Genomic DNA, 21627 nt, shown 5'->3' on the forward strand with positions numbered 1-21627 from the left:
CGCAGGGAGGACGGACAGGATCCGCTTAGTTGAACTTGCCGCTCAGCGACACGCCGAACACGCGCGGTTCGTTGAGCACGGCAGCGCGATAATTCTCGATCACGCCCTTCAGGTTCTTCTCCCCGGTGATGTTGCGAACGAACCCGGCGATCTCCCAGGCATCGTTCGGCGCGGTGTAGCCGATCTTCAGGCCGCCTTCGAAGTTGCCGTTCGCGGTGAACTCCTTCGTCTCGTAGAGCACGAAATTGGTGTAGCCCTGCACGTTCCAGTCGGTGGCGACGAACAGCTTCCCGCCGATGTCCATCGGGATGTCGTAGCGCGCATTGACGTTGAAGTTATACTCCGGCGCGTTCGGCAGCGGGTTGCCGTCGATCTTCGCCAGGAAGGCGGGGGCGCCGAACAGCGTGATCTGCCGAACCGGGTCCAGCACGGTGCAGGTCAGGCGACCGGCAAAGGCGCAGGTCTGCACTTCCACCTTGCTGTCGTCGATCTCGCTGTGCAGCAGGCTCAGGCCCATCTGCAGCGACAGGTTGCGCGTCGGCCGCCAGTCCAGCTCGGCTTCGGCGCCATAGGCCTTGGCCTTGTTCGCGTTCAGCAGAACACCGTTGCCGTTGGCATCGTTGCCGTTCAGCTGGATGTCGTCGAGCGTGTAGTAGAAGCCGGAAAGGTTGAAGCGCACGGTGCGATCAAGCTGCGTCTTGATGCCCGCTTCCCACGACAGGATCTTCTCGGAGTTGGCGGTGGTGAAATCCGAATTGAACACCGCCGAGCGTCCCTGGATCGTCGGTCCGCGGAAGCCCTTGGCCACGCGGGCGTAGACGCTGACGTCCGGGCTCACTGCATAGCGTGCGCTCAGGTCCCAGCTCGGCTGGGTATCCGACAGCCGCACATGGCGACGGCCGGGATAGGTGACGGCACCCGCCGCGGTGTCCGCCGTCTTGAGCAGGTCCGTGGTCTTCGTGTCCTCGGTCACGCGGCCGCCGGCAGTGAGGGTCAGCTTCGGCGTGAGATCATAGCTCGCCTGGCCGAACACCGCCCAGCTCGTGTTCACGTTGTGCAGACGAACCCAATTGTTCGGGTTCCGGGCGGCACCGCTCAAGAAGTATGCGCGCTGATAGAATTCGGTGATGTCGCGCGTATCGAAATACATGGCGCCGACCTGCCACTTCAGCGGCCCCTCGCCGCTGCTTGCCAGGCGCAGTTCCTCGCTCCACTGGTCCAGCCCGCGCACCCGGCCCATGGACTCACCGAAGCCGGCATTGCCGAAATCGGCAGCAGCGCCGCCGTCCGTGTCTCCACGGCTGTACCCCGAAAGCGTTTCATAGCCGGTGATCGAAGTGAGCGTCACGCCCGCCAGATCCCAGTTCACATGGAGCGATCCGCCCGCGGTGTTATAGTCTTGCGGATTATCGGCGCCCTCGTCCCAGCGCGCACGCGTAAACTGCACGCCGTTGATCTTGTTGGAACCCAGGTTGAGCGCCCCGCGGCGGAACACGGTGGCGGTGCCGTCATACCAGCGGGCATGGCCCGAGGCGAGGATGGACAGGGTTTCAGTGGGCGTTGCCAGCAGTTGCAGGCGCACGTCGCGCTCGTTGAAGCCCCCGGCGGCGTTCTTCTTCGGTGTGACCGTTCCGTCCGCGCTCGGGCCCGCATAGCTGTTGTCGATGTAATTGTCGCGGTGCTGATAGAGCCCGGAAATGCGGAAGGCCAGCTTGTCCTGAATGATCGGCCCGCCAACGCCGGCGTCGATATTGACGCTGTTGAAGCTGCCGTAGCTCGCCGTCGCGCGGCCCTGATAGGTTTGCGACGGGCGCACCGTGTCGAACTTGATGATGCCCGCCGTGGTATTGCGGCCGAACAGCGATCCCTGCGGCCCCCGGAGCACTTCGATCTGGTTCACGTCGAACACCGGGTTCGACTTCAGCACCACATGTTCCAGCACGATATCGTCATGGATGATCGAAACCGGCTGCGATGCGCCGAGATAGAAATCAACGTTGCCCAAGCCGCGGATATAGAAGCGCGGGAAGATGCGGCCGGTTGAGGACTCGACATAGAGGCCGGGCACCTTGCCGGACAGCGCGAGCAGCGTGTCATCGCCCGACGCGGTATACTCACGAGCCAGCCCTGCGGGGATCACGGCCACCGATAGCGGCACATTCTGCTGGTTTTCCGGACGACGCTCCGCCGTCACGACGATCTCGTTCAGCCCCGACTCGTCGTCGGCCTGCTGAGCCATTGCAGCGTTGGAGGCCAGCAGCGCGCCGAAGGCGGCGCCGATCAGCATGCTGCGCTTGCTGCGCGCATAGTAATGCATGGATTTTCCCCGAATGGATGTTTGTTGCTTTGCTTGTGACGGCAGCCGAGTGCGATCCGCCTGCACGGGCGTTCGCAAGGTATTGAATTCCAGTCCCCCATTTGCCGTCGGGGGGCGCGTTAGGCCGCGATTGTGAACTTCGCGTGACCGAAAGCGGGCGTGTTTCCGCAGCGCGAAAGCTGCACCTTCCTAGCCGCGCGCGCTCTCGATCGCCGCCACGGCGGCGGCGAAGCGCGCCTCGCCCTCGCCTTGCACCAGCGCCCAACGGACACCGCGGCGCTCCAGCTCGGCGCGCGAGAGATCGAAGAACCGGCGGCGTAGCGCCGGCGTCCCGAACAGGCGCGTGCCATCGGCAACCCAAGGCAGATCGATGTCGAACAACAGGTACAGATCCGCCGTGCTTTGCCAGGCATCGAACCAGGGGTCGCGCGCGCCGAACAGCATTTCCGCCCACACCGCCGTCATCAGCGGATCGGTATCTAGGATCACCGGATCGGCACCGGTGGCGAGCATCATCCGCGTTCCCGCGTCATGCGTTCTGGCGATCTCCACCAGATCCGCCATGGTGAAGTCGGTACCGCGCGCTTCGGCATATTCACGGCCATATTCGTCAAGCAGCGCGCCGCCATAGTGCGCGACCAGTCGCGGAGCGATCGTCGTCTTGCCGGTGCTTTCGGGGCCATGGAGGCAAATCGTGCGGGGTATCATAAGCGCGCTTTTTTCCAGTCAACGGCACCCCACAGCGACAGCGCCAGGAAAAGTCCATACAGCCCCGCGGTCAGCCACAATTCTTTCACGGCGAACAGCGGAATGGCGAGCAGGTCCACCAGTATCCACAGCAGCCAGCATTCCCACACCCGGCGCGACTGGAGCAGTTGGGCAGCGATGCTCAGCACGGCAATCGCGCCGTCCCACCAGGGATAATCGGCATCCGTAGTCGCCGCCATCACCGCCCCCCAGACCAGCACCGCAAGCGCCGCGCCCCCGCTCCAGGCCACGCGTGCGCGGCTGCTCAGCCATACCACCGGCACCACGCCGCCGTGCTTTGCGTTTCGCCAGTTCCACCAGCCATACAGGTTCACGGCGATGTAGAAGAGCTGGAGCAGCGCGTCGCTGTAGAGGCGTTGCTGGAAGAAAACCCAGGCATAAAGCGCGACCATCGCCAGGGCGAAGGGGTAGTTCCACAGGCTGCGCCGAACGACGAGCGTGACATTGGCAACGCCCAGCAGGGCGGCGGCGGCTTCGATGGGGTTCACTGCGGACGCGCATATCGGCGGGCCGCGCAAGGGTCGATAGGCGCGCGACTAGCGCCCCGCCAAAAAAATCTACCGCTGTCCGAATTCCCTGCGTCGAGGCGCTTGACGGCTGGCCATAGCCGCCCTTATAGGCGCGCCTCCAAGCTCAAGCCGGTCTGCTCCCGAAAGCATTGTAGACCGGACTCCGTCGGGGAGTAGCTCAGCCTGGTAGAGCACTGTCTTCGGGAGGCAGGGGCCGGAGGTTCGAATCCTCTCTCCCCGACCATTTTCTTGATTTGCCGATTTGGATACCGGCGGCCAAGCCAGCCCGGCGTCAGCGCCACGCCCGTACGCCGAGGATCAGCACTCCGCCGCACAGCGTCATCCCCCCCAACACCGCCAGGATCGGGCCGAAATCATGCGGTGTCGCGAAGGTCCAGGTGAGTGCGGCGCCAATCAGCGATGGCGTCGTGTTGGTCAGGTTGAACAAGCCGAGGTCGCGGCCACGGTGGCGGGGATCGGGCAAGAGCTGCAAGGCCAGGCCGGCGTGAAGCGCGACGAACACCGAGGATCCCGCGGTATACAGGATGAACGCCGCGGCCGCGGTCCATCGGTCGTCCGCCGCCGCCATCGCGAACAGCCCCGCCGCCGCGAGCCCGGCGGCCCCCAGCAACACCCATCGCCGCCGCTGCGGCCGATCGGCCATGCTCCCGAGCAGGAGCGCGATCGGCATCGGCACAAGGAACGCGATCGTGAAGACTCGGCCGATCCAACCCGGCAATGCGGCATGCTCGCGAAGCGGCACCACCGTCTCAAAATAATAGAGAAGGTATAGCTGCGTGACGACGGCGGCGACCTGAATCAGCAGACGCGATCCGCTCGCCACCAGGAAATCGCGGCGGGGCGGACGCACGGGCGCAGGTTCGGCGGCCGTCGCCGCCAGCGTGCCTGGCCGCATCAACAGCATCGGCAGGATGCATAACAGCGCCACTGCCAGGATCACCGTGAGTTGCGCCCCTTCAGTGAGCGCCGTGGTGCCGACAAGTACCGCCGATAGCGCCGATGCGGCGGGCTGGCCCATTGTCAGCAGACCTCCCGCGATGCCGCGCTTTGCATCGGGAATCTCCTCCGCCAAAATGGCCATCATCGGCGCCAGCACCGCATTCACCGCCAGCTGAAACACGACGACGGCTGCCAGCAAGGCGATCGGCGTCGCAGCCAGGGCCACCGCCACATAGCTTGCCCCGACCGCCGCGATACCCGCCCCCATCCAGCGCCGCCGCCCATGTCCCGCGCGCTGAGATCGGTCGCTCAACCAGCCGAAGAGAATGTTGGCGCCACCGGCAGCGATCGCCCCGGCCACCGCGATCAGCGAGAGCAGCTCGATCCGGCCGGCCTGGCTGATCGCCTCCACCTTGATCGGCAGCAACAGGCTGAGCAGCGGAAGATAGGCGATCACCCCGCCGGCATATGCAAGCGCGAAAATGGCGAGCACGGACCGGCTCCAGCGTTGCGCCACGGCGGAGGTGAACGGTGCGGGATCTGGCATGCCCCCTCCCTGCCCGCGATCGGTCGTCCCGGCAACGGCTGCCCGAGCAAACCTTCCTTGCGGCGTTGGCGCGAGCGCGCGGCAGGCCAAGACCATAAATCGAATGAACGTTCACAAGGTAGCGTTATCAAGGCGTCAGCCATCTTGACAGCCTTGTCGGGTTCGGCAAGTGAACGTTCTCAAGCGCGCGTACAGAACCGCGCCGGACTCATTAGGGGAGGTTTCCATGCGCAGCGCTCGTGCTCGCCTGCTTTCGAAATTCGCCATCGGCGTATCCACCGCCGCACTCGCCATGCCGGCCGCCGCGCTGGCCCAGGATGCGGCTGCGACCATGGGCAATCCGGGTCCGGCACAGGCCGAACCCCAGGCGGCTCCAGACGATCAGGCACCTGCCGAAGGCGAGATCGTCGTCACCGGCATCCGCGCGTCGCTGCGCCAGTCGATCGACCTGAAGCGCAACGCCCAGGGCGTGATCGACGCGATCAGCGCCGAAGACATGGGCAAGTTCCCCGATACGAACCTCGCTGAGTCGCTACAGCGCATCACCGGCGTGTCGATCGATCGGTCGAACGGCGAAGGCCAGTTCGTCACCGTGCGCGGCTTCGGCCCGGAATATAATCTCGTGACGCTGAACGGTCGTCAGATGCCGACCTCGACGATCGGCGACGGCAACAGCGCGCCGGGATCGCGCTCCTTCGATTTCGCCAATCTTGCCTCCGAAGGCGTGGCGGCGCTGGAAGTGTACAAGTCGGGTCGCGCGACGGTGGCGTCTGGCGGCATAGGTTCGACCATCAACATCCGCACCCCGCGGCCGCTGGACAAGCCCGGTCTGCGCGGCTCGCTGTCCGCCCGCGGCGTGATCGACACCTCGCAGAACGGCAAGAACGACATCACGCCCGAAGTGTCGGGCATCTTCTCGAACACCTTCCTGGACGACCGCGTCGGCATCCTCGTCACCGGCGCCTATCAACGCCGCAACTTCAGCGCGAACCAGGCGAATGTGGGCTGGCGCGACGGCTATCTCGGATCGGAGAACAATTGGGGCTCGCTCGCCCAGCAGGGCGATCCGCGCTACGCCAACATCACGAACCGCCCCGATGCCACCGATGTATATCAGGTGCCGCAGAATGCGAGCTACAACATCGTCAACGGCCGGCGCGAGCGCATCAATGGCCAGGCGGTGCTGCAATTCCGCCCGGTCGACACGCTGACGGCGACGATCGACTACACCTATTCGCAGAACACGTTCGAAGTTCGCGATAATAATGTCGGCATCTGGTACAACCACAACGACACCTCGAGCGCGTGGACCGATGGTCCCGTGGCAGGTCCGGTGTTCTACACCGAACGCTTCACCGCGGCAGAGACGAAGGACCTCTCCTATTCGGCCTCCCAAACCTCTGCGCGCAGCGTGAACAAGTCGCTCGGCGGCAATCTGACGTGGCAGGCACCGGGCGGCGTCACCGTTTCGATCGACGCCCACCACTCGACCGCCGAGTCCAAGCCCGACAACCCATATGGCAACAGCAACTCGGTGGGCGCCGCGGTGTTCGGCGTGCAAAGCCAGACGATCAATTTCGACAAGAAGTTTCCGATCATCTCGTACGCGATGCAGCCCGGCATCGATCCGATGAATCCTGCGAACATCGTCCCCACGGGGAGTGCGTTCCGCAATTCCTATTTCCGGGACGAGATCAACCAGGTCCAGCTACGCGGCCATTATGATCATGGAGACGGCTTCTTCGACAGCCTGGATCTCGGCTTTGACTATACCGACAACAAGGTGCGGTCGGCCTATAGCGTACTGCAGAACGATACCTGGGGCGGCACTGGCGGCGACAGCCCGGCACAGCGCGCGGCGGCAGCGGCGCTGATCCCGGACAGCCTGTTCCGCCAGATCAGCATTCCGGACAAATTCTCCGGCATCACCGGCGCCGACGATCCGGCGATCGCCAAGTCCTTCTTCGGCTTCGACGTGCCGGCGATGGTCTCGCTGCTCGACAAGGCCTATAATATCTGCGGCGGCAACGGTCAGTGCCTGATTCCGTACAACACCGACTCCCGCATCCGCGAAAAGACCGTCGCGCCCTACGCCCAGTTCAACGGCAAGCTCGACCTGTTCTCGCGTCCCGCCCACTTCATCGTGGGTCTGCGCTATGAGAACACAGACGTGTCGGCGTCTGCGCTGGTACCGACGCCGGTAGGCGCGCGGCAGAATTCGCAGAACGAATTCAACATCCTGTTCTCGGGCAGCGGCTTCACGACGTTCAAGGGAAGCTATGAAAACTGGTTGCCCTCGGTCGACTTCGACTTCCAGCCGATTGAAAACGTCAAGCTGCGCGCGTCGTACAGCCACACCATCACACGCGCCGATTATGGCAGCCTGCAGGGCGGCCGTCGCCTCGACCAGCTGTTCCGGATCGGCGGCGGCACCGGCGGCGTGGGCAACCCCAATCTCATTCCGTACAAATCGAAGAACATCGATCTGTCGGCGGAATGGTATTACAAGTCCGACAGCTATCTGTCCGTAGGCTTCTTCCACAAGGACGTGTCGAACTATATCGGCCAGACGCAGATCAACACCACCGTCCCCGGCGTCACCTCTCCCGTCAGCACGTTCAATGGCGTCACGCGCTATGGGCCGCGCTACCAGGCGGCGATCAACGCGCTGGGTGCGAATGCCACCTTCGCGCAAGTGCGCGACTATATCGCCGCCAACTATCCGGGCGGCGTGGTCAACGGCACCATCGTGGCGCAGCCGGACGATCCGCTGGTGAATTTCATCGTCAGCACGCCGTTCAACAGCGATCAGACCGCGTCGGTCGACGGCTTCGAATTCGCCATCCAGCACAATTTCTGGGACACCGGCTTCGGCACGATCCTCAACTACACGATCGTCAACGGCAATCGCGACTATGACAACACGCTCCCCGCCAGCGTGTCGCAGTTCGCCATTACCGGCCTGTCGGACAGTGCGAACGCGGTGCTGTTCTACGACAAGTTCGGGATTCAGGCGCGTGCTGCGTACAACTGGCGCAAGGGCTATCTGGCAGGTGCGGGCATCAACCCGGTCTATATCAACACCTATGGCCAGCTCGATGCGAGCGCCAGCTATGCGGTGACCAAGAGCGTCGCGATCTTCGCCGAAGCGATCAACCTGCTGGGCGAAAACCGGAGCGGCCATCTGCGTTCGGACCGCAACGTGACGTTCGTCACCAAGCAGGATGCACGCTATTCGGCCGGTGTGCGCTTCACCTTCTAACCTCCCCCCCGGGAAGGCCAGCTTCTCCTTGCGGAAAAGCTGGCCTTTCCAGCGGCTCGCCGATTATCGTGCCGCCGATGCGATTACCGTGTGCCGGGAAGGCATTTGGGGCAGAACCGGGATTCGGATGAGCGGTGGATAGGGCAATCAGCCATGTCGTGATCGTGGGCGGCGGCACTGCGGGCTGGCTGTCCGCTTGTCGCATCGCTGCTGCGACGGCCGGCGCAATAGCAGTGACATTGATCGAATCCCCCGATGTGGCGACAATCGGTGTGGGGGAAGGGACCTGGCCTACGATCCGCCGAACCCTGGAGCGGATCGGCATCTCCGAGACCGAGCTGCTTCTCGCGTGTGACGGTTCGTTCAAACAGGGGACGCGGTTTGATGGCTGGGCGACCGGCGCGGCCGACGAGCGCTATTATCACCCCTTCGTCCCGCCGCTCGAACTCGACCCCGCCGACCTTCCGGGCGGTCGCCCCTATGCTGTGGCCGCCTGCCCCCAGCCGCAGGTGTGCGCCGCCGATCTCGCACCGCGGCAGCGGGCGATGCCCGACTATGCCGGCGCGCTGAATTATGCCTATCACCTCGACGCGGCCAAGCTGGCAGTGCTTCTCACCCGCCAGGCGACCACGCGGCTGGGCGTACGGCATGTGCGCGATCATGTCCTCAGTGTCGAACGTGCCGAACACGGCAGCATCGCGGCGGTGCAGACCCGAGAGACCGGTAGGATCGCAGGCGACCTGTTTCTGGATTGCACCGGCCAGTCGGCGCTGCTGATCGGCGACACACTCGCCGTCGACGTGGTCGATGCCTCCGCCACCTTGTTCAACGATCGCGCTTTGGCCGTGCAGTTGCCCGTCGCCCCGGACAGCCCGATCGCGTCGCAGACCGTGGCGACGGCACATGCCGCCGGCTGGATCTGGGACATCGGACTGCCGAGCCGGCGGGGGATAGGGTGCGTCTATGCCTCGGCGTTCATGGACGAGGCAGCGGCCACGGCGGTGCTGGCCGACTATTGCCGCGCGTTCTTGCCGGAGATGCCTGCACCGCGCGCACTGCGCTTCCGTTCAAGCTATCGGGCACGCCCGTGGGAGGCGAATTGCCTCGCGATCGGCCAGTCGGCGGGGTTCATGGAGCCGCTGGAGGCCTCTGCGATCGTGATGATCGAGCTGTCGCTGGATGCGTTGCTCGAAGACTTCCCCGTTGATCCCGCGCTGATGCCGATACAGGCGCGCCGCTTCAATGCGCTCGCCTGCTATCGGTGGGAACGCATTGTCGAGTTCCTGAAGCTCCATTATGTGCTCAGCCGCCGCGAAGAACCCTATTGGCGCGCGCACCGCGCCGCCGCGACGATGCCCGAGCGCCTGGTCGAGGCGCTACAGCTATGGCGATACCGGGCACCCTCCGCATTGGATCTGCCGATGCAGGATGAGCTGTTTCCTGCAGCAAGCTATCGCTACATCCTGTGGGGCATGGGCTTCCCCTTCCCCCAACCCTCTCCCGTGCAACGGCCGGTGCGTCCCGACCTGCCGAACCAGTTGCGGCAGCTCGACCAGCGCAGCCGTGCGCTTGCCGCGAGCCTGCCAACCAATCGTGCCTATCTCGACGCCCTGCGCGGCGAGCGACCACCCTTTCTGGAAAGATGCGCGTCATGACCCGCCATGCCATCCTCACCGCTGAAGCGCATCGTGACCTGCGCATCCTGGAGCAGCGTGACGCCGCGCTGGGTGATGCGCAGATGTGCTGCATCACGGTACCAACCGAGTTTCGCGAGGTGCAGGCCGAATATCCGATCCTGTTCCGCCTCAACGAGGAGCGCGATCGGTTCCATGCCTTCGCCATGTTCGGCTTCGAGAGTGGCGAAAACCTGTTCCTGGCGGATGGCCGCTGGGACGCGCGCTACCGGCCGCTGGCGATGGACATCCAGCCTTTCCTGATCGGGGGCGGCCCGGATGAGGATGGCGAAAAACAGGTGCATGTTGACTTGGACTCGCCGCGCATCGCCCGAGGCGGTGAAGGGATACGCGTTTTCGATCCGCACGGACAGCCGACGCCCTATCTTGAACGCATCGCCGAGCAGCTGGGCGCGCTAGATCATGGTTACCGCGAGGCGGGAGCCTTTTTCGCCGCTCTTCAGCGCTACGAACTGCTCGAACCATTCACGCTGGAGGTCACGCTGGCGGACGGTTCTACCAACCGCCTGGTTGGTTTCCACATCATTGACGAAGATCGCCTGGCGTCACTCGACGGAGCCGTGCTGAGCGAGTTGAACGCCGCCGGGCACCTGCTGCCTATCTACATGGCAATCGCGTCGCTCGCGAATTTCAGCGCCCTGATCGCCCGGCGCAACCAGCCGACCGTTTATGGCTGAAGCCGATCCGAACGGGCTGCTAGCCTCGCTTCCGCCGGTGCCCGAAGTGACGGTCGCCGATGCGGCCGCGCTGGACGCCATGCTGCGCACGGCCGAGCACCCGTTCGTCGTGCGCGGACTCGCTGACGATTGGCCGCTGGTCGACGCCGGCCGCCGCTCCGCCGCTGCTGCACAAGACTATCTTCTTGCCCATCATCGTGATCGCCCCTTCCCGGTTTCGGTCACGGCGCCGAACAGCGACGGGCGGCTGTTTTACGACGACGCAATGGCGATGAACTTCCGGATGATGGAGGCGAAGCTCCCGGAAATCTTCGCGCGCATCACCGAATTCGCCGAGCTACCCGATGCGCCCTCCATCTATCTCGCCTCCATCGACGCGATGGCCTATTTTCGGGGTCTGCACGAAGCCAATCACATCGATCTGGGCACGCGCGATCTGATCACCAGCCTTTGGATCGGCACCCGTACGCGCATCGCCGCGCACAACGACGTGCCCCACAATCTTGCGGTTTGCGCGGTCGGCCGCCGCCGCTTTACGCTGTTCCCGCGCGAACAGTTCCGCAACCTGTATCTCGGTCCGGTGGACAACACTCCCGCCGGGCGCGCAATCAGCATGGTCGATTTCCATGCGCCGGATCTCGACCGCTTCCCCCGCTTCGCCGAGGCGCTGGCGAGTGCGCAGGTCGCCGATCTCCAAGCGGGCGACGCCGTATATATCCCGGCACTGTGGTGGCACCATGTCGAGGGTACCGAAAAGTTCAACGTGCTGGTCAATTACTGGTGGCGCGACGCACCCCGATGGATGGGCCAGCCACAAGAGGCCTTGAACCACGCGATGATGGCGATCCGCGACTTGCCCGCAGACCAGAAGGCACATTGGCGCGACATGTTCGATCACTACGTCTTTGCCAATGACGAGAGCGTCGTCGCCCATATTCCGGAGGGCGGCCGCGGCATCCTCGATCCGATGACGCCGACGCTGGCGGCCCGCCTGCGCGGGTTCCTTATGAAGGCGCTCAGCCGATGAGGGCACCGCGCCGGATCGTCATTGCCGGCGGCGGCACCGCGGGCTGGATGGCCGCCGCGGCGCTGGCGCGCACGCTGGGCCGCGCCGTCAGTGTCACCCTGGTGGAGTCGGACGCGATCGGCACGATCGGGGTCGGCGAATCCACTATCCCGCCGATCATCACCTTCAACCGCCTGCTGGGCATCAACGAAGCCGAGTTCATGGCCGCCACCCAGGCGACGTTCAAGCTCGGCATCCAGTTCGACGGATGGAAGGGCCCGCAGGACAGCTATTTCCATTCGTTCGGCCTGACCGGCAAGGATCACTGGGCGGCCGGCTTCCAGCATTTCTGGCTGGACGGACGGACCCGGGGCAACGACGCTCCCTATGACGATTATTGCCTGGAACTGGTGGCCGCGCGCGAAGGCCGCTTCGCGCATCTGCCGGATGACCGGATGAACTATGCCTATCAGCTGGATTCGACCTTGTACGGTCGGTTCTTGCGTCGCATGGCCGAAGGCGACGGAGCCGTTCGCATCGAGGGGCGCATCGAACGGGTAGAACTCGACGGGAAAAGCGGCGACATCGCCGCACTTGTGCTGGACGACGGGCAGCGGATCGAGGGCGACCTGTTCATCGATTGCACCGGCTTCCGCGCGCTGCTGATCGAACGCGCGCTACATGTCGGGTTTGACGACTGGAGCCATTACCTACCGTGCGACGCCGCCGTCGCCGTGCAGACCGAAAGCGTGCGCCCGCCCGTGCCCTTTACGCGCGCCATCGCGCATGAGTCCGGCTGGCAATGGCGCATTCCGCTCCAGCACCGCGCCGGCAACGGCATCGTCTATTGCAGCCGCTACCTTGATCATGACGTCGCGCGGGAGAGGCTGCTCGCAAACGTCGAAGGCACGGTGCTTACCGAACCCAACATGCTGCGCTTCACCACCGGCGCTCGGCGCAAGCAATGGCATCGCAACTGCATCGCGATCGGCCTTTCCGGCGGGTTCCTGGAGCCGCTGGAATCGACCAGCATTCACCTGATCCAGCGCGCCATCCTGCGCCTGATCCGCCTGCTCCCCGGCGACCCCGTCAGCCCGCACGACATTGCCGAGTTCAACGATCAGCAGATGACGGACATGCTGCAGATCCGCGACTTCCTGATCCTGCACTATAAGGTCACCGAACGTCGCGACACTCCCTTTTGGCGGCAATGCGCGGACATGGAGATACCCGAAAGCCTGGCACACAAGATCGCTCTGTTCCGCGAAACAGCCCGCGTCTTTCGCCGCAACGACGAACTATTCGCCGAGAACAGCTGGGTGCAGGTGATGCTGGGCCAGGGCATCGTGCCGGAAAGCTACCATCCGATCACCGCCCGCCTTTCCGACGGCGAGCTTGCCCAACTGCTGTCGAGCGTGCGCCAGAACGTGGCGACGACGGTGCGCGGCCTGCCGCCCCATGCGGACTATGTCGCGCGCTTCTGCGGCGCGGTGGCCTGACGCCGATGCCGCCCCGCCGTCGTCAGTCCGTCACCATCCGGCATGTCGCGGCTGATGCCGGCGTGTCGCTGCAGACCGTCAGCCGGGTGATCAACAAGGAACCCAATGTTCGCCCCGAAATGATGGAGCGGGTGCAGGCGTCGATCCTCAAGCTTGGCTATGTTCCCTCCATTGCCGCGCAGCGCATGGGGGGATCGCGCTCTTATCTGATCGTCGCGCTGAACGATCGCGAGCGGACGATCGACGGGTGGCGGAGTCGGGAAGGCACCGACTGGGTGGATCAGATGCTGCTCGGGGGCATGCTGACCTGCGCCGAATATGGCTATCGCCTGATCGTCGAGCTGGTCGACACGCACAGCGACCATATTGAACGCGAATTGCTCGGCGCGATCGCAGCGTTGCAGCCGGACGGGGTGATCCTGACGCCGCCGCATTCCGAGAACCCGCTGATCACCCGCTTGCTGGAGGCGCATGGGATCAGCTTTGCGCGGATCGGATCGCTGAAGCCCGGCAGCGGTTTTCCGATATCGATCGATGATGAGGGCGCGGCACGGCTCGCCACGGAGCATCTGACCGCCTTGGGCCATCGCCACATCGGCTTCATCGCCGGGCCGGATGACTATGAACTTAGCGGCCTGCGGGTCGCCGGCTGGCGCGCGTCGATGGCGGCGGCGGGGCTGGCATGCGAGGGATTGCTGGCACAGGGGGATTTCACGTTCGCATCGGGTCGTGCGGCGGCGATCGCCTTGCTGAGCCGAATCCCGCGGCCCACCGCGATCGTCGCCAGCAACGATCAAATGGCGCTGGCGACGCTGGAACTCGCGCATGAGCGGGGGCTGGACGTGCCGGGCGATCTTTCGCTTGTCAGCTTCGACGATACGCCGATCGTGCGCTTCGTCCGGCCGCCGCTCACCGCCATCGTCCAGCCGATTGCCGATGTGACGGCACGCGCGGTCGAACTGTTGATCGCCGAACAATCCGGCCGCCCCGTGCCCGATGGCCCTTTCATCACCCCCGCCAGCCTTGTCGTCCGCCAGTCCACCGGTCCCATACTGCCCGACCACACGCCCTGATCCGGGCGCAGCTTGCCCTGCGCACTTGCACATCCCTTCATCTTGGCGCACCTAATCGGCCATCGGGGAAAGTGCGGTGAATGGGGGTGTAAGGCGATGATCTCGCACGCACAGCGTTCTTCGCTGGCGATTTTCGGTTTCGCGCTGGCTCTGGCGGCGGCAGCGGCGGTGCTGCTGTTCGCCAGTTTCGGGCCGCTCGAATTGCTGGCACCAGTGCCGACAAATGCGCCTGCCGAGCGTCCCGCAGATCCTGCGGCCCTGTTGCCGATCGACGCGTTTCTCCCGCAACAAAAGCTCGATCTCGCGCCGGACGTGGCCCGCGCTCGCAACCATGCCTTGCCCTTCTACCGCGGCTTCAGCCCGCCCGCTCCGCCCTTCGATGCCGCCTGGCTACCGCCCGCCGAACTGGAGCGGGAAACCGATTGCCTGGCAGCCGCCATCTACTACGAAGCCGCGACAGAGCCGGTGGCGGGCCAGCGGGCAGTTGCGCAGGTGGTGCTCAATCGCGTGCGGCACCCACGCTTTCCCAAGCGAATCTGCGATGTGGTGTATCAGGGCGCCGAGCGCCGCACTGGCTGCCAGTTCACCTTTACCTGCGATGGTTCGCTCGCCCGCGCGCCGGTGCCGCGGCGCTGGTTGATTGCCAGGGCCATCGCCAATGCAGCGCTGCACGGCGCGGTTTCCGCGCCCGTCGGCCAATCGACGCATTATCATGCGTCCTATGTCTTTGCCCGATGGGCGCCCGAGTTGCGCAAGATTGCGATGATCGGCACGCACATCTTCTACGCCCCGCATCAGGCCTATGGGGGGTTCATCTTCGGCGCACCGCGTCCTGCCGAACCTCTGCCGCCGGTGTTGCCGGCAATCATGGGATCATTGCCGGTCGATACCGCCGCAGCCGCACCGCCAGCAAAAACGGACCCGCCGGTCGAAAAACAGGCCTCGGCGCAAGTTACGGCAGCGACGGCGCCCATGCCCCTGCCCACCCCCACCGCCTCGCCGAAGCCGTCGCCGGCTCCGGCATTTCCGCTGCAACGCAGCACGCGGCGCCTTCCCCTCCCCGGTCAGGACTGAGTTTCGTTCTGGCACCGCGCGCCGCCAGCGGCGTCGCCAACGGCCTTGGGAAAGCAAAGGTTTATTACTGTTTACAAACGAAATTGATAAAGAGCGATCTTCGCAAGAATCTACTTTTTATTAACTCTCGTTTTTACTATCATTGCTCTGCAACATGATTCGAGGTGTTTCGCCGGGGGCTTGGCGAGAGGGGGGAAACCGTGTACCTGTCGAAAACGGTTCAAGCGCCGATGGAAGGTCATCAGGCGACATCCACGCAGATCGCGATCCGTATCGCAGACATCATCGTCTCGATCGTAGCGCTGGTTATACTTTCTCCTCTGCTGCTTTTTCTGGCAGCAGCGGTGTTTATCAGCGATCCTGGTCCGATTTTGTTTGCGCATCGTCGTATCGGGATGGGCGGCATCTATTTTCGCTGCTTCAAGTTCCGCACCATGGTGGTGAATGCGGAAACCAGGCTGGCGGAGCTTCTGGAAATAGACCCCGAAGCGCGCGCCGAATGGATGATGAACCACAAGTTGCGAAACGATCCGCGCGTCACGCCGCTGGGCCGCTTCCTGCGAAAGAGCAGCCTCGATGAACTGCCGCAGTTCGCCAACGTGCTGATCGGCACGATGAGTGTGGTCGGCCCGCGCCCGATCGTGACTTCGGAAATCGCGCGCTATGGTCGATACTTCGCCGCCTACTGCAGCGTGAAGCCTGGAATCACAGGCCTTTGGCAGGTCAGCGGGCGCAACGACACCAGCTATTGTCGTCGCGTAGCGTTAGATCTGCTGTACCTTCGCCGCCGCAGCTTGACCTTCAATTTGCGCATCATGCTTCTCACGATCCCCGCAGTGTTTCTCGCGAGCGGCTCGTGCTGATGCTGCGCTGCGTCTGAGCCTGCGCCATGCGTGTCGCCATCATCCATTACTGGCTCGTCGCCATGCGCGGCGGCGAGCGCGTGCTTGAACAGATCCTGGATCTGTATCCACAGGCAGATATCTTCACCCACGTTTATGATCCGACGCGGATGTCGGCGAAGATCCGTGAACGTAAGGTCACGACCACCTTTATCGGCCGCCTGCCCTTCGCGAAGGAGCAGTATCAGAAATATCTGCCGCTGATGCCGCACGCGCTCGAACTGCTCGATCTCAGCGCCTATGATCTGGTGATCAGTTGCGAGGCGGGCCCAGCCAAGGGCGTGATCACGCGGCCGGATGCCCTGCACGTCACCTATTGCCATTCGCCGATGCGGTACATCTGGGACCAATATGGCCAGTATCGCGACGCCGGCGGCCTGCTGACGCGCTGGACGATGCCGCTGCTGGCGCCGGGACTGCGCCGCTGGGACATGGTCAGTGCCTCGCGCAGCGATGCGATCATGACGAACAGTCATTTCGTGCGAAAGCGCGTGGCGAAATTCTGGGGTCGCGAAGCGAGCGTGGTCTACCCGCCGATCGACGCCAGCTTGTTTGCCCCAGCTGAGCCCGAAGACGCCTATCTCTGGGCAGGCCAGCTCGTACCGTACAAACGACCCGATCTCGCGGTGGAGGCTTTCCGCCGCAACGGCCTCCCGCTCCACATCGTCGGGGACGGCCCGATGCGCGCGCAGCTGCAGCGGATCGCCTCCCCGAACATCCGCTTCACCGAACGGCTCGACTTCGATGCGCTGCGCAAGGCCTATGCGACGGCCCGCGCGCTCGTCTTCACCGCCGAGGAAGACTTCGGCATGATCCCTGTGGAAGTGCAGGCAAGCGGCCGGCCGGTACTCGCCTATGGCCGGGGCGGCGCGCTTGAAACCGTGGTGGAAGGCCGGACGGGGCTCTTCTATCGTGAACAGACCGCCGCCGCGCTCGAAGCGGCGGTGGCGACCTTGGAGGATTGGCTGCCGCGGTTCGATCCTGCCGACGCCGTGGCGCAAGCGGCGCGGTTCAGCGTTGCCAATTTTCGTGCCGGCTTCCTGGCCACCGTCGCCCGCGCGCATCAGCAGCTGAACCAGAGCCCCGTACCTGCGGCATCGCTGGAAGCCGCCGCATGAGCGCACCCGGTCGATCGGCGGGCTTCGGGACCCCCTTTCCGTCCCGGCCCGGAGACATGACCGTCGAGTTTCGCGCGCCGCCCTCGGCGGAACGCGGCAGGCAAGCGGCAGCGATCGTCATCGCTTTCCTGGTTATCGGGCAGCTGGCGTTTCATGGCGCTAATACCGCCGGCTATGGCGCCATGGCCGCGATGGCCGATCTCTGCTTCGCCTTCACGGTCTTCGCCTTCGGGCGGATCGATGCGTTGTTCTGGCGGCGAACGACCCTGCCGCTCCTGTTCCTCGCAGCAGCGGCTGCCTGGGCGGCATTGCCGATGGCGCCCGCCGTGCGCGCGGCATTCGCCATTCCAGATCGCGTCGCGCCGGACCTGTTCGACGGCGCCATGCTCTCGCTGCTCTCGCACATCGCGCTGTTTCTCGCCGCCGCCGCGCTCGGCTATCGCCGTCATGCCGTGCGGCGAACGATTGCCTGGCTGGTTGTCGCCGGTGGCGCCTATGTCGTCGCCCTGCTCATTCTGCGCGAATCCGGTGCGCTGGCAGAACTGGGATTTCTGACGACCAAGGGGCAGGTACGGTTCGCCGCGACTATCGGGAACTGGAACGCGGCCGGCGCCGCTTTGGGAATGATTGCGCTTCTCGCTGCGGGCACGGCTGGCGACCGGCTGGAGGCGCTGTGGCTCGGGCGTCGGGTAATCGGAATGGGCTATTCCGTGGCGTTCAGCATGATGGTGGTGCTTTGCGCGGCGGTGCTATGCGCACAGACGCAGTCGCGCCTTTCCACCGGACTGACGATCGCGGCATTGCTTGTGCTGCTGTTCGCGGCGCTCAGCCGCAATGGCGATCACTGGCCCCGCACCGCGCGCGTGGTGGCCCTGGTCACGATCGGGATCGGCTTTGTCGCGGTGCTCGGCATGCTTGCCGGCCCCGCGATCCTGGGGCGTACCGGCCTGATCGCCGACGATTTGGACGGCCGGATGCAGGTGCTTGGCTATTATGGCGCGGCTTCTATGCAGGCGCCGATCTGGGGTCATGGGCTGGGGGGCTTTGTCGAATGGAACCAGCAGCATCTGGGCCCCGCCAACGTCGCCGACTATTGGATGTTCGGCGCGGCCCATAATGTGGTGCTGCAACTGGCGATCGAAGCCGGTTGGCCTTGCGTGGTGCTCCTTGGCCTGGGTCTTGTCATCCCGGCCGCGACGATCGTTCGCGTCGCCTGGCGGACCGAAATCGATCTGCCGGCGCTTTCCGCCTTGCTTGCCCTGGCGCTGGTGGCCGGCGCCGCGATGCTGGACATCGCGCTGAATGTGCCCGCCATCGCGGCGCTTGCCGCGCTGTTATTCGGTCTGTGCTGGGGCCGTGCGCTCCGCACCGCCGTCCCGCCGCGCCGCAGCGAGGCGTAGCTGAAAGCCGACGGCGGCCGGGCTGTCTCCCAGGATCGCTTCGATCTGCCGCCGCAGCCCGCCGTCCATCCGCGTCAGCAGCACCGCCTCTTCCAGCATGCTCGCGCGGGTCTTCGCGTCCAGTTGCTGCCAGTGGCGTACCCCGAAGGCGACGCGCCACAGCCCCTCGTACGGCAAGAACCGGCCGCCGGCATAGCTCGCGGCGAACGCGGTGAGCGCCTTCTGCTGTTGCCCTGGAAGCAGCATCGCCTGATACGCCTCCGCAACCCGCAACGATGGCCACACGGGTCGGGCAGATTGCGCCTGCGCAAGAAAGCCACCGGCGTTGGACAGAGCCAGCGCGCGATAGGCGCCATCCTGCGACGCCGCCGCCGACCGGCTCCAGGCTGCCGCTAGCGCGAGCGCCAGGCGCGGCGGTACAGGCTTGGTCGCATCGTCATAGCGCGCCGCCAGCTGCTCCGCCGCGTCCAGATCGGCGGCAAGCGCCCGTGCCGCACGATCGATCTGCCAGGCCTCTATCGCGACCGGCGCGCCCCGCAGCGTCGCAGCGGCGATCGCGCCGGCGAGCAGTATCGCCGGCCAGCGCGGCGCAGCGTTGCGTCGGCCGGCCGCGGTCGCGCGTCGCGATGCAGCCGCTGAGCGTTCAGTTCTGGTAATAGTTGCCATAGCGATGCGAATAATAGAGCGCGCCCATCGCCTCCGCGCGGCGATCCACCATGGTCATCACCACACCGCCCACATGCGTCCCGTCCTGCTCCACGCCGGCGAGGCAAGTGTCGATCGCCGCAACCGACGTGGCGTTCCACTTCACCAGCAACAGCGCGGTGTCTGCAAGCGCCACGAGTGCGCGCGCATCGGCAACGCCGAGCAGTGGCGGTGTATCGAGCACGACATAGTCATAGTCCCGGCGCACTGCGGCGAGCAGGGCATCCATTTCCGGCCCATGGAACAGGTCGACCGGCGTGAACGAGGCGCGAGCAACCGGCAAGAGCGTGAGCTGATCGACCACATCGGGCATCAGCGCTTCCGACAGCGAGCACCGCCCTTCCAGTAGCTCGACCAGCCCGTTCGCGATCGGCGTTTCGATCGTGGACAGCAAGCTCGCCCGGCGGACGTCGCAATCGATCAGCAGCACGCGGTCGCCGCTCATCGCCATCACGCGTGCGAGCGACAGCGCCGTCGTGGTCTTTCCTTCGGCCGGCAGCGTCGAGGTGATGGCGATTACCTTCGGGCGCACGCCCTCCTTCGCCTGCAGGGCACGCCGGATCGTGCGGAAGCTTTCGGCATAGGCGGAGGCAGGCTTCTCGACGAGCGATGTCGCAGGCGACACGCGCGCGCCGCCAAAGCCCCAGCGGCGGCGGCCGAGATCGGGCACCGAGGCGAGGAACGGCAGCCCCAGCAACAGCTCGACATCCTCGGGCGTACGGACGCGCGACTGGGTGCCTTCCGCCACCAATACGCCGCCAAAGCCGACCAGCAGCCCTACCAGCAGCCCGGCCGCGAGCATCGCCTTCTTGTTGGGGAAGCTCGGGCTGGCGGAAACCGTCGCGCGCTCGATGATCCGGGCCTGCGCCTGACTATCGTCGATGCGCTTGGCCTGGTTGTTCTGCTGATTGGCTTGCGACAGCCGTTCATAGGCGGCGCGCTTGGCCGCCGCCTCACGCTCGAGGCTGTCCGCCTGCACCGAGGCGCGGTTGTTTTGCGAGATCTCGCCCCGCAGCGCACTCAGCTGGCTTCGCAGGCTGGTGACGCGCGCGTCCGCCGCCCGCGATGCCGCGCGGAGGCCTTCGATGATCCGCGCCTGCTCCTGGCGGATCTGCTGGTCCAGCGCCTGAATGCGATCGTTAGCGCCGATCACCTGCGGATGCTTGGCGCCGTAGCGGGAATTGGCGACCGCCCACTCCTTTTCGGCCTCGCTGCGCTGGCGACGCAGATCGGCGATCACCGTCGAACCGAGTACCGCGCCCACCGCATCGCTGCTGCCCCCGCTCGACTGGCGTTCGGCCACGGCAAGATCGGATCGCGCGCTGGCGGCCTGCGCCTCGGCCGTGGCGAGTTGCCCCGCGAGCGGCGCTACCTGCTGGTCGCTCACGGTACCGCCGCCGCCTTCGACGATGCCGGTCTGCGCGCGGTACTGCGCAACCTTGCTTTCCGCCTCGCGCACTTCATTGCCGAGTTCGCTCAGCCGCTGACCCAAAGACGCGGACTGTTGCGACGCGGTTTCGACAATCGTTTCGACGCTGCGGCTGATATAGGCATTGGCGAGGGCATTGGCGACCTTCGCGGCCTTTACCGGGTCCTCCGAGCTGAAGCCGACCTGGACGACATAGCTCTTGCCCTGACGCGCTACAGAGAGCCGGTCGAGCACCTTGCTCGTCGCATGTTCCACCAGCGCCGCTTCGTTCGCCGTGCCGCCGGCGCGCTGCCGCTTCTGCCAGGCGGGCGACAGAAATTCCGAGTCGTACTGGAGGCCGAGTTCGCGCACCACCGCGCGCGCGGTATCGCGTGAGCCGATGCTTGCGACTTCGGTTTCGATGATCGACTGGTCCAGCGGCGTATCGGCCCGGGCATCGAAATCGAGCGGCGATGCGCTGCGCGGCACGATGCGCAGGCGGGTGGTGGAAGAATAGAGCGGCGTGAGCAAGGCCGAGACCACGGCCGCGCCCACCATCGCGATCAGCACCGCGCCGACCAGGATCGGCAATCGCCGACGCAGCGCGTCGCCGACGCCCGAAAGCGTGATCGGCTTGCGGCCGATGTGCCGCGCCTGATCGAAGCGGCTTTCGATACGCACCGGTGGCAGGGGGGTTACGCTGTTCAT

Annotated in this window: 16 protein-coding genes and 1 tRNA gene; 11 read left to right on the forward strand and 6 right to left on the reverse strand. The window is 65.1% G+C overall.

Features of this window, described 5'->3' with window-relative positions:
• Positions 1-25: 25 nt before the first annotated feature.
• From ACNFJ7_RS07135 to pnuC, 3 genes are all read right to left on the reverse strand, one after another.
• Positions 26-2317 (reverse strand): TonB-dependent receptor, encoded by a 2292-nt coding sequence (locus tag ACNFJ7_RS07135; protein ID WP_019370324.1) that lies wholly within the window; start codon positions 2315-2317, stop codon positions 26-28.
• Positions 2318-2506: 189 nt separating this feature from the next.
• Complete coding sequence (locus tag ACNFJ7_RS07140) at positions 2507-3025, reverse strand: AAA family ATPase (RefSeq protein WP_019370325.1); 519 nt, start codon at positions 3023-3025, stop codon at positions 2507-2509.
• A complete protein-coding gene (pnuC, locus tag ACNFJ7_RS07145; protein ID WP_019370326.1) occupies positions 3022-3573 on the reverse strand; it encodes a nicotinamide riboside transporter PnuC in 552 nt (183 codons plus the stop codon). Before pnuC ends, ACNFJ7_RS07140 begins: the two co-directional genes overlap by 4 nt.
• A 188-nt stretch (positions 3574-3761) precedes the next feature.
• On the opposite strand from pnuC, the gene ACNFJ7_RS07150 reads away from it, so the two are divergent.
• A tRNA-Pro gene (locus ACNFJ7_RS07150) sits at positions 3762-3838 on the forward strand.
• Positions 3839-3886: 48 nt separating this feature from the next.
• Here ACNFJ7_RS07150 and ACNFJ7_RS07155 read toward each other — a convergent pair.
• Complete coding sequence (locus ACNFJ7_RS07155) at positions 3887-5101, reverse strand: MFS transporter (RefSeq protein WP_019370327.1); 1215 nt, start codon at positions 5099-5101, stop codon at positions 3887-3889.
• A 226-nt stretch (positions 5102-5327) separates the two neighbouring features.
• On the opposite strand from ACNFJ7_RS07155, the gene ACNFJ7_RS07160 reads away from it, so the two are divergent.
• The 10 genes from ACNFJ7_RS07160 (at position 5328) to ACNFJ7_RS07205 (ending at position 18806) form a co-directional block, all read left to right on the forward strand.
• The gene (locus ACNFJ7_RS07160) at positions 5328-8363 is read left to right on the forward strand and encodes a TonB-dependent receptor (protein WP_019370328.1); all 3036 of its coding nucleotides are present in this window, start codon (positions 5328-5330) and stop codon (positions 8361-8363) included.
• A 134-nt stretch (positions 8364-8497) separates the two neighbouring features.
• Positions 8498-10018: a tryptophan halogenase family protein gene (locus ACNFJ7_RS07165; RefSeq protein WP_026009270.1), complete on the forward strand. Its 1521-nt coding sequence runs from the start codon at positions 8498-8500 to the stop codon at positions 10016-10018.
• Positions 10015-10734 (forward strand): SapC family protein, encoded by a 720-nt coding sequence (locus ACNFJ7_RS07170; RefSeq protein WP_026009271.1) that lies wholly within the window; start codon positions 10015-10017, stop codon positions 10732-10734. The genes ACNFJ7_RS07165 and ACNFJ7_RS07170 overlap by 4 nt, the downstream gene beginning before the upstream one ends.
• On the forward strand, positions 10727-11761 hold the full coding sequence (locus ACNFJ7_RS07175) for a cupin-like domain-containing protein (RefSeq protein ID WP_019370331.1): 1035 nt from the start codon (positions 10727-10729) through the stop codon (positions 11759-11761). Before ACNFJ7_RS07170 ends, ACNFJ7_RS07175 begins: the two co-directional genes overlap by 8 nt.
• Positions 11758-13239, forward strand: coding sequence for a tryptophan halogenase family protein (locus ACNFJ7_RS07180; protein ID WP_019370332.1), 1482 nt, complete (start codon positions 11758-11760; stop codon positions 13237-13239). The genes ACNFJ7_RS07175 and ACNFJ7_RS07180 overlap by 4 nt, the downstream gene beginning before the upstream one ends.
• 5 nt (positions 13240-13244) lie before the next feature.
• The gene (locus tag ACNFJ7_RS07185) at positions 13245-14312 is read left to right on the forward strand and encodes a LacI family DNA-binding transcriptional regulator (RefSeq protein WP_019370333.1); all 1068 of its coding nucleotides are present in this window, start codon (positions 13245-13247) and stop codon (positions 14310-14312) included.
• Between the two features lie 168 nt (positions 14313-14480).
• A complete protein-coding gene (locus tag ACNFJ7_RS07190) occupies positions 14481-15386 on the forward strand; it encodes a cell wall hydrolase (protein WP_236704476.1) in 906 nt (301 codons plus the stop codon).
• Between the two features lie 200 nt (positions 15387-15586).
• Positions 15587-16249, forward strand: a complete 663-nt coding sequence (locus ACNFJ7_RS07195) for a sugar transferase (protein WP_236704477.1) — start codon at positions 15587-15589, stop codon at positions 16247-16249.
• A 26-nt stretch (positions 16250-16275) separates the two neighbouring features.
• Entirely contained in the window at positions 16276-17406 is a 1131-nt protein-coding gene (locus ACNFJ7_RS07200) for a glycosyltransferase (RefSeq protein WP_019370336.1), read from the forward strand.
• Between the two features lie 56 nt (positions 17407-17462).
• Complete coding sequence (locus ACNFJ7_RS07205; RefSeq protein ID WP_019370337.1) at positions 17463-18806, forward strand: O-antigen ligase family protein; 1344 nt, start codon at positions 17463-17465, stop codon at positions 18804-18806.
• Here ACNFJ7_RS07205 and ACNFJ7_RS07210 read toward each other — a convergent pair.
• Positions 18741-19472 carry a hypothetical protein gene (locus tag ACNFJ7_RS07210; RefSeq protein ID WP_019370338.1) on the reverse strand — a complete coding sequence of 244 codons (732 nt, stop codon included), beginning with the start codon at positions 19470-19472 and terminating at the stop codon, positions 18741-18743. The genes ACNFJ7_RS07205 and ACNFJ7_RS07210 overlap by 66 nt on opposite strands.
• Complete coding sequence (locus ACNFJ7_RS07215; protein ID WP_019370339.1) at positions 19450-21627, reverse strand: GumC family protein; 2178 nt, start codon at positions 21625-21627, stop codon at positions 19450-19452. The genes ACNFJ7_RS07210 and ACNFJ7_RS07215 overlap by 23 nt, the downstream gene beginning before the upstream one ends.

This window comes from Sphingomonas sp. HT-1 (assembly GCF_048568905.1).
Classification (GTDB): Bacteria; Pseudomonadota; Alphaproteobacteria; order Sphingomonadales; family Sphingomonadaceae; genus Sphingomonas.

Bases quoted from the DNA above. Each gene is read 5' to 3' on its own strand.
- ACNFJ7_RS07170 (WP_026009271.1), top strand. From the start codon at position 10,015: ATGACCCGCCATGCCATCCTCACCGCTGAAGCGCATCGTGACCTGCGC.
- ACNFJ7_RS07155 (WP_019370327.1), bottom strand. From the start codon at position 5,101: ATGCCAGATCCCGCACCGTTCACCTCCGCCGTGGCGCAACGCTGGAGC.
- ACNFJ7_RS07160 (WP_019370328.1), top strand. From the start codon at position 5,328: ATGCGCAGCGCTCGTGCTCGCCTGCTTTCGAAATTCGCCATCGGCGTA.
- ACNFJ7_RS07140 (WP_019370325.1), bottom strand. From the start codon at position 3,025: ATGATACCCCGCACGATTTGCCTCCATGGCCCCGAAAGCACCGGCAAG.
- ACNFJ7_RS07205 (WP_019370337.1), top strand. From the start codon at position 17,463: ATGACCGTCGAGTTTCGCGCGCCGCCCTCGGCGGAACGCGGCAGGCAA.
- ACNFJ7_RS07175 (WP_019370331.1), top strand. From the start codon at position 10,727: ATGGCTGAAGCCGATCCGAACGGGCTGCTAGCCTCGCTTCCGCCGGTG.
- ACNFJ7_RS07180 (WP_019370332.1), top strand. From the start codon at position 11,758: ATGAGGGCACCGCGCCGGATCGTCATTGCCGGCGGCGGCACCGCGGGC.
- ACNFJ7_RS07185 (WP_019370333.1), top strand. From the start codon at position 13,245: ATGCCGCCCCGCCGTCGTCAGTCCGTCACCATCCGGCATGTCGCGGCT.
- ACNFJ7_RS07210 (WP_019370338.1), bottom strand. From the start codon at position 19,472: ATGGCAACTATTACCAGAACTGAACGCTCAGCGGCTGCATCGCGACGC.
- ACNFJ7_RS07135 (WP_019370324.1), bottom strand. From the start codon at position 2,317: ATGCATTACTATGCGCGCAGCAAGCGCAGCATGCTGATCGGCGCCGCC.
- ACNFJ7_RS07200 (WP_019370336.1), top strand. From the start codon at position 16,276: ATGCGTGTCGCCATCATCCATTACTGGCTCGTCGCCATGCGCGGCGGC.
- ACNFJ7_RS07215 (WP_019370339.1), bottom strand. From the start codon at position 21,627: ATGAACAGCGTAACCCCCCTGCCACCGGTGCGTATCGAAAGCCGCTTC.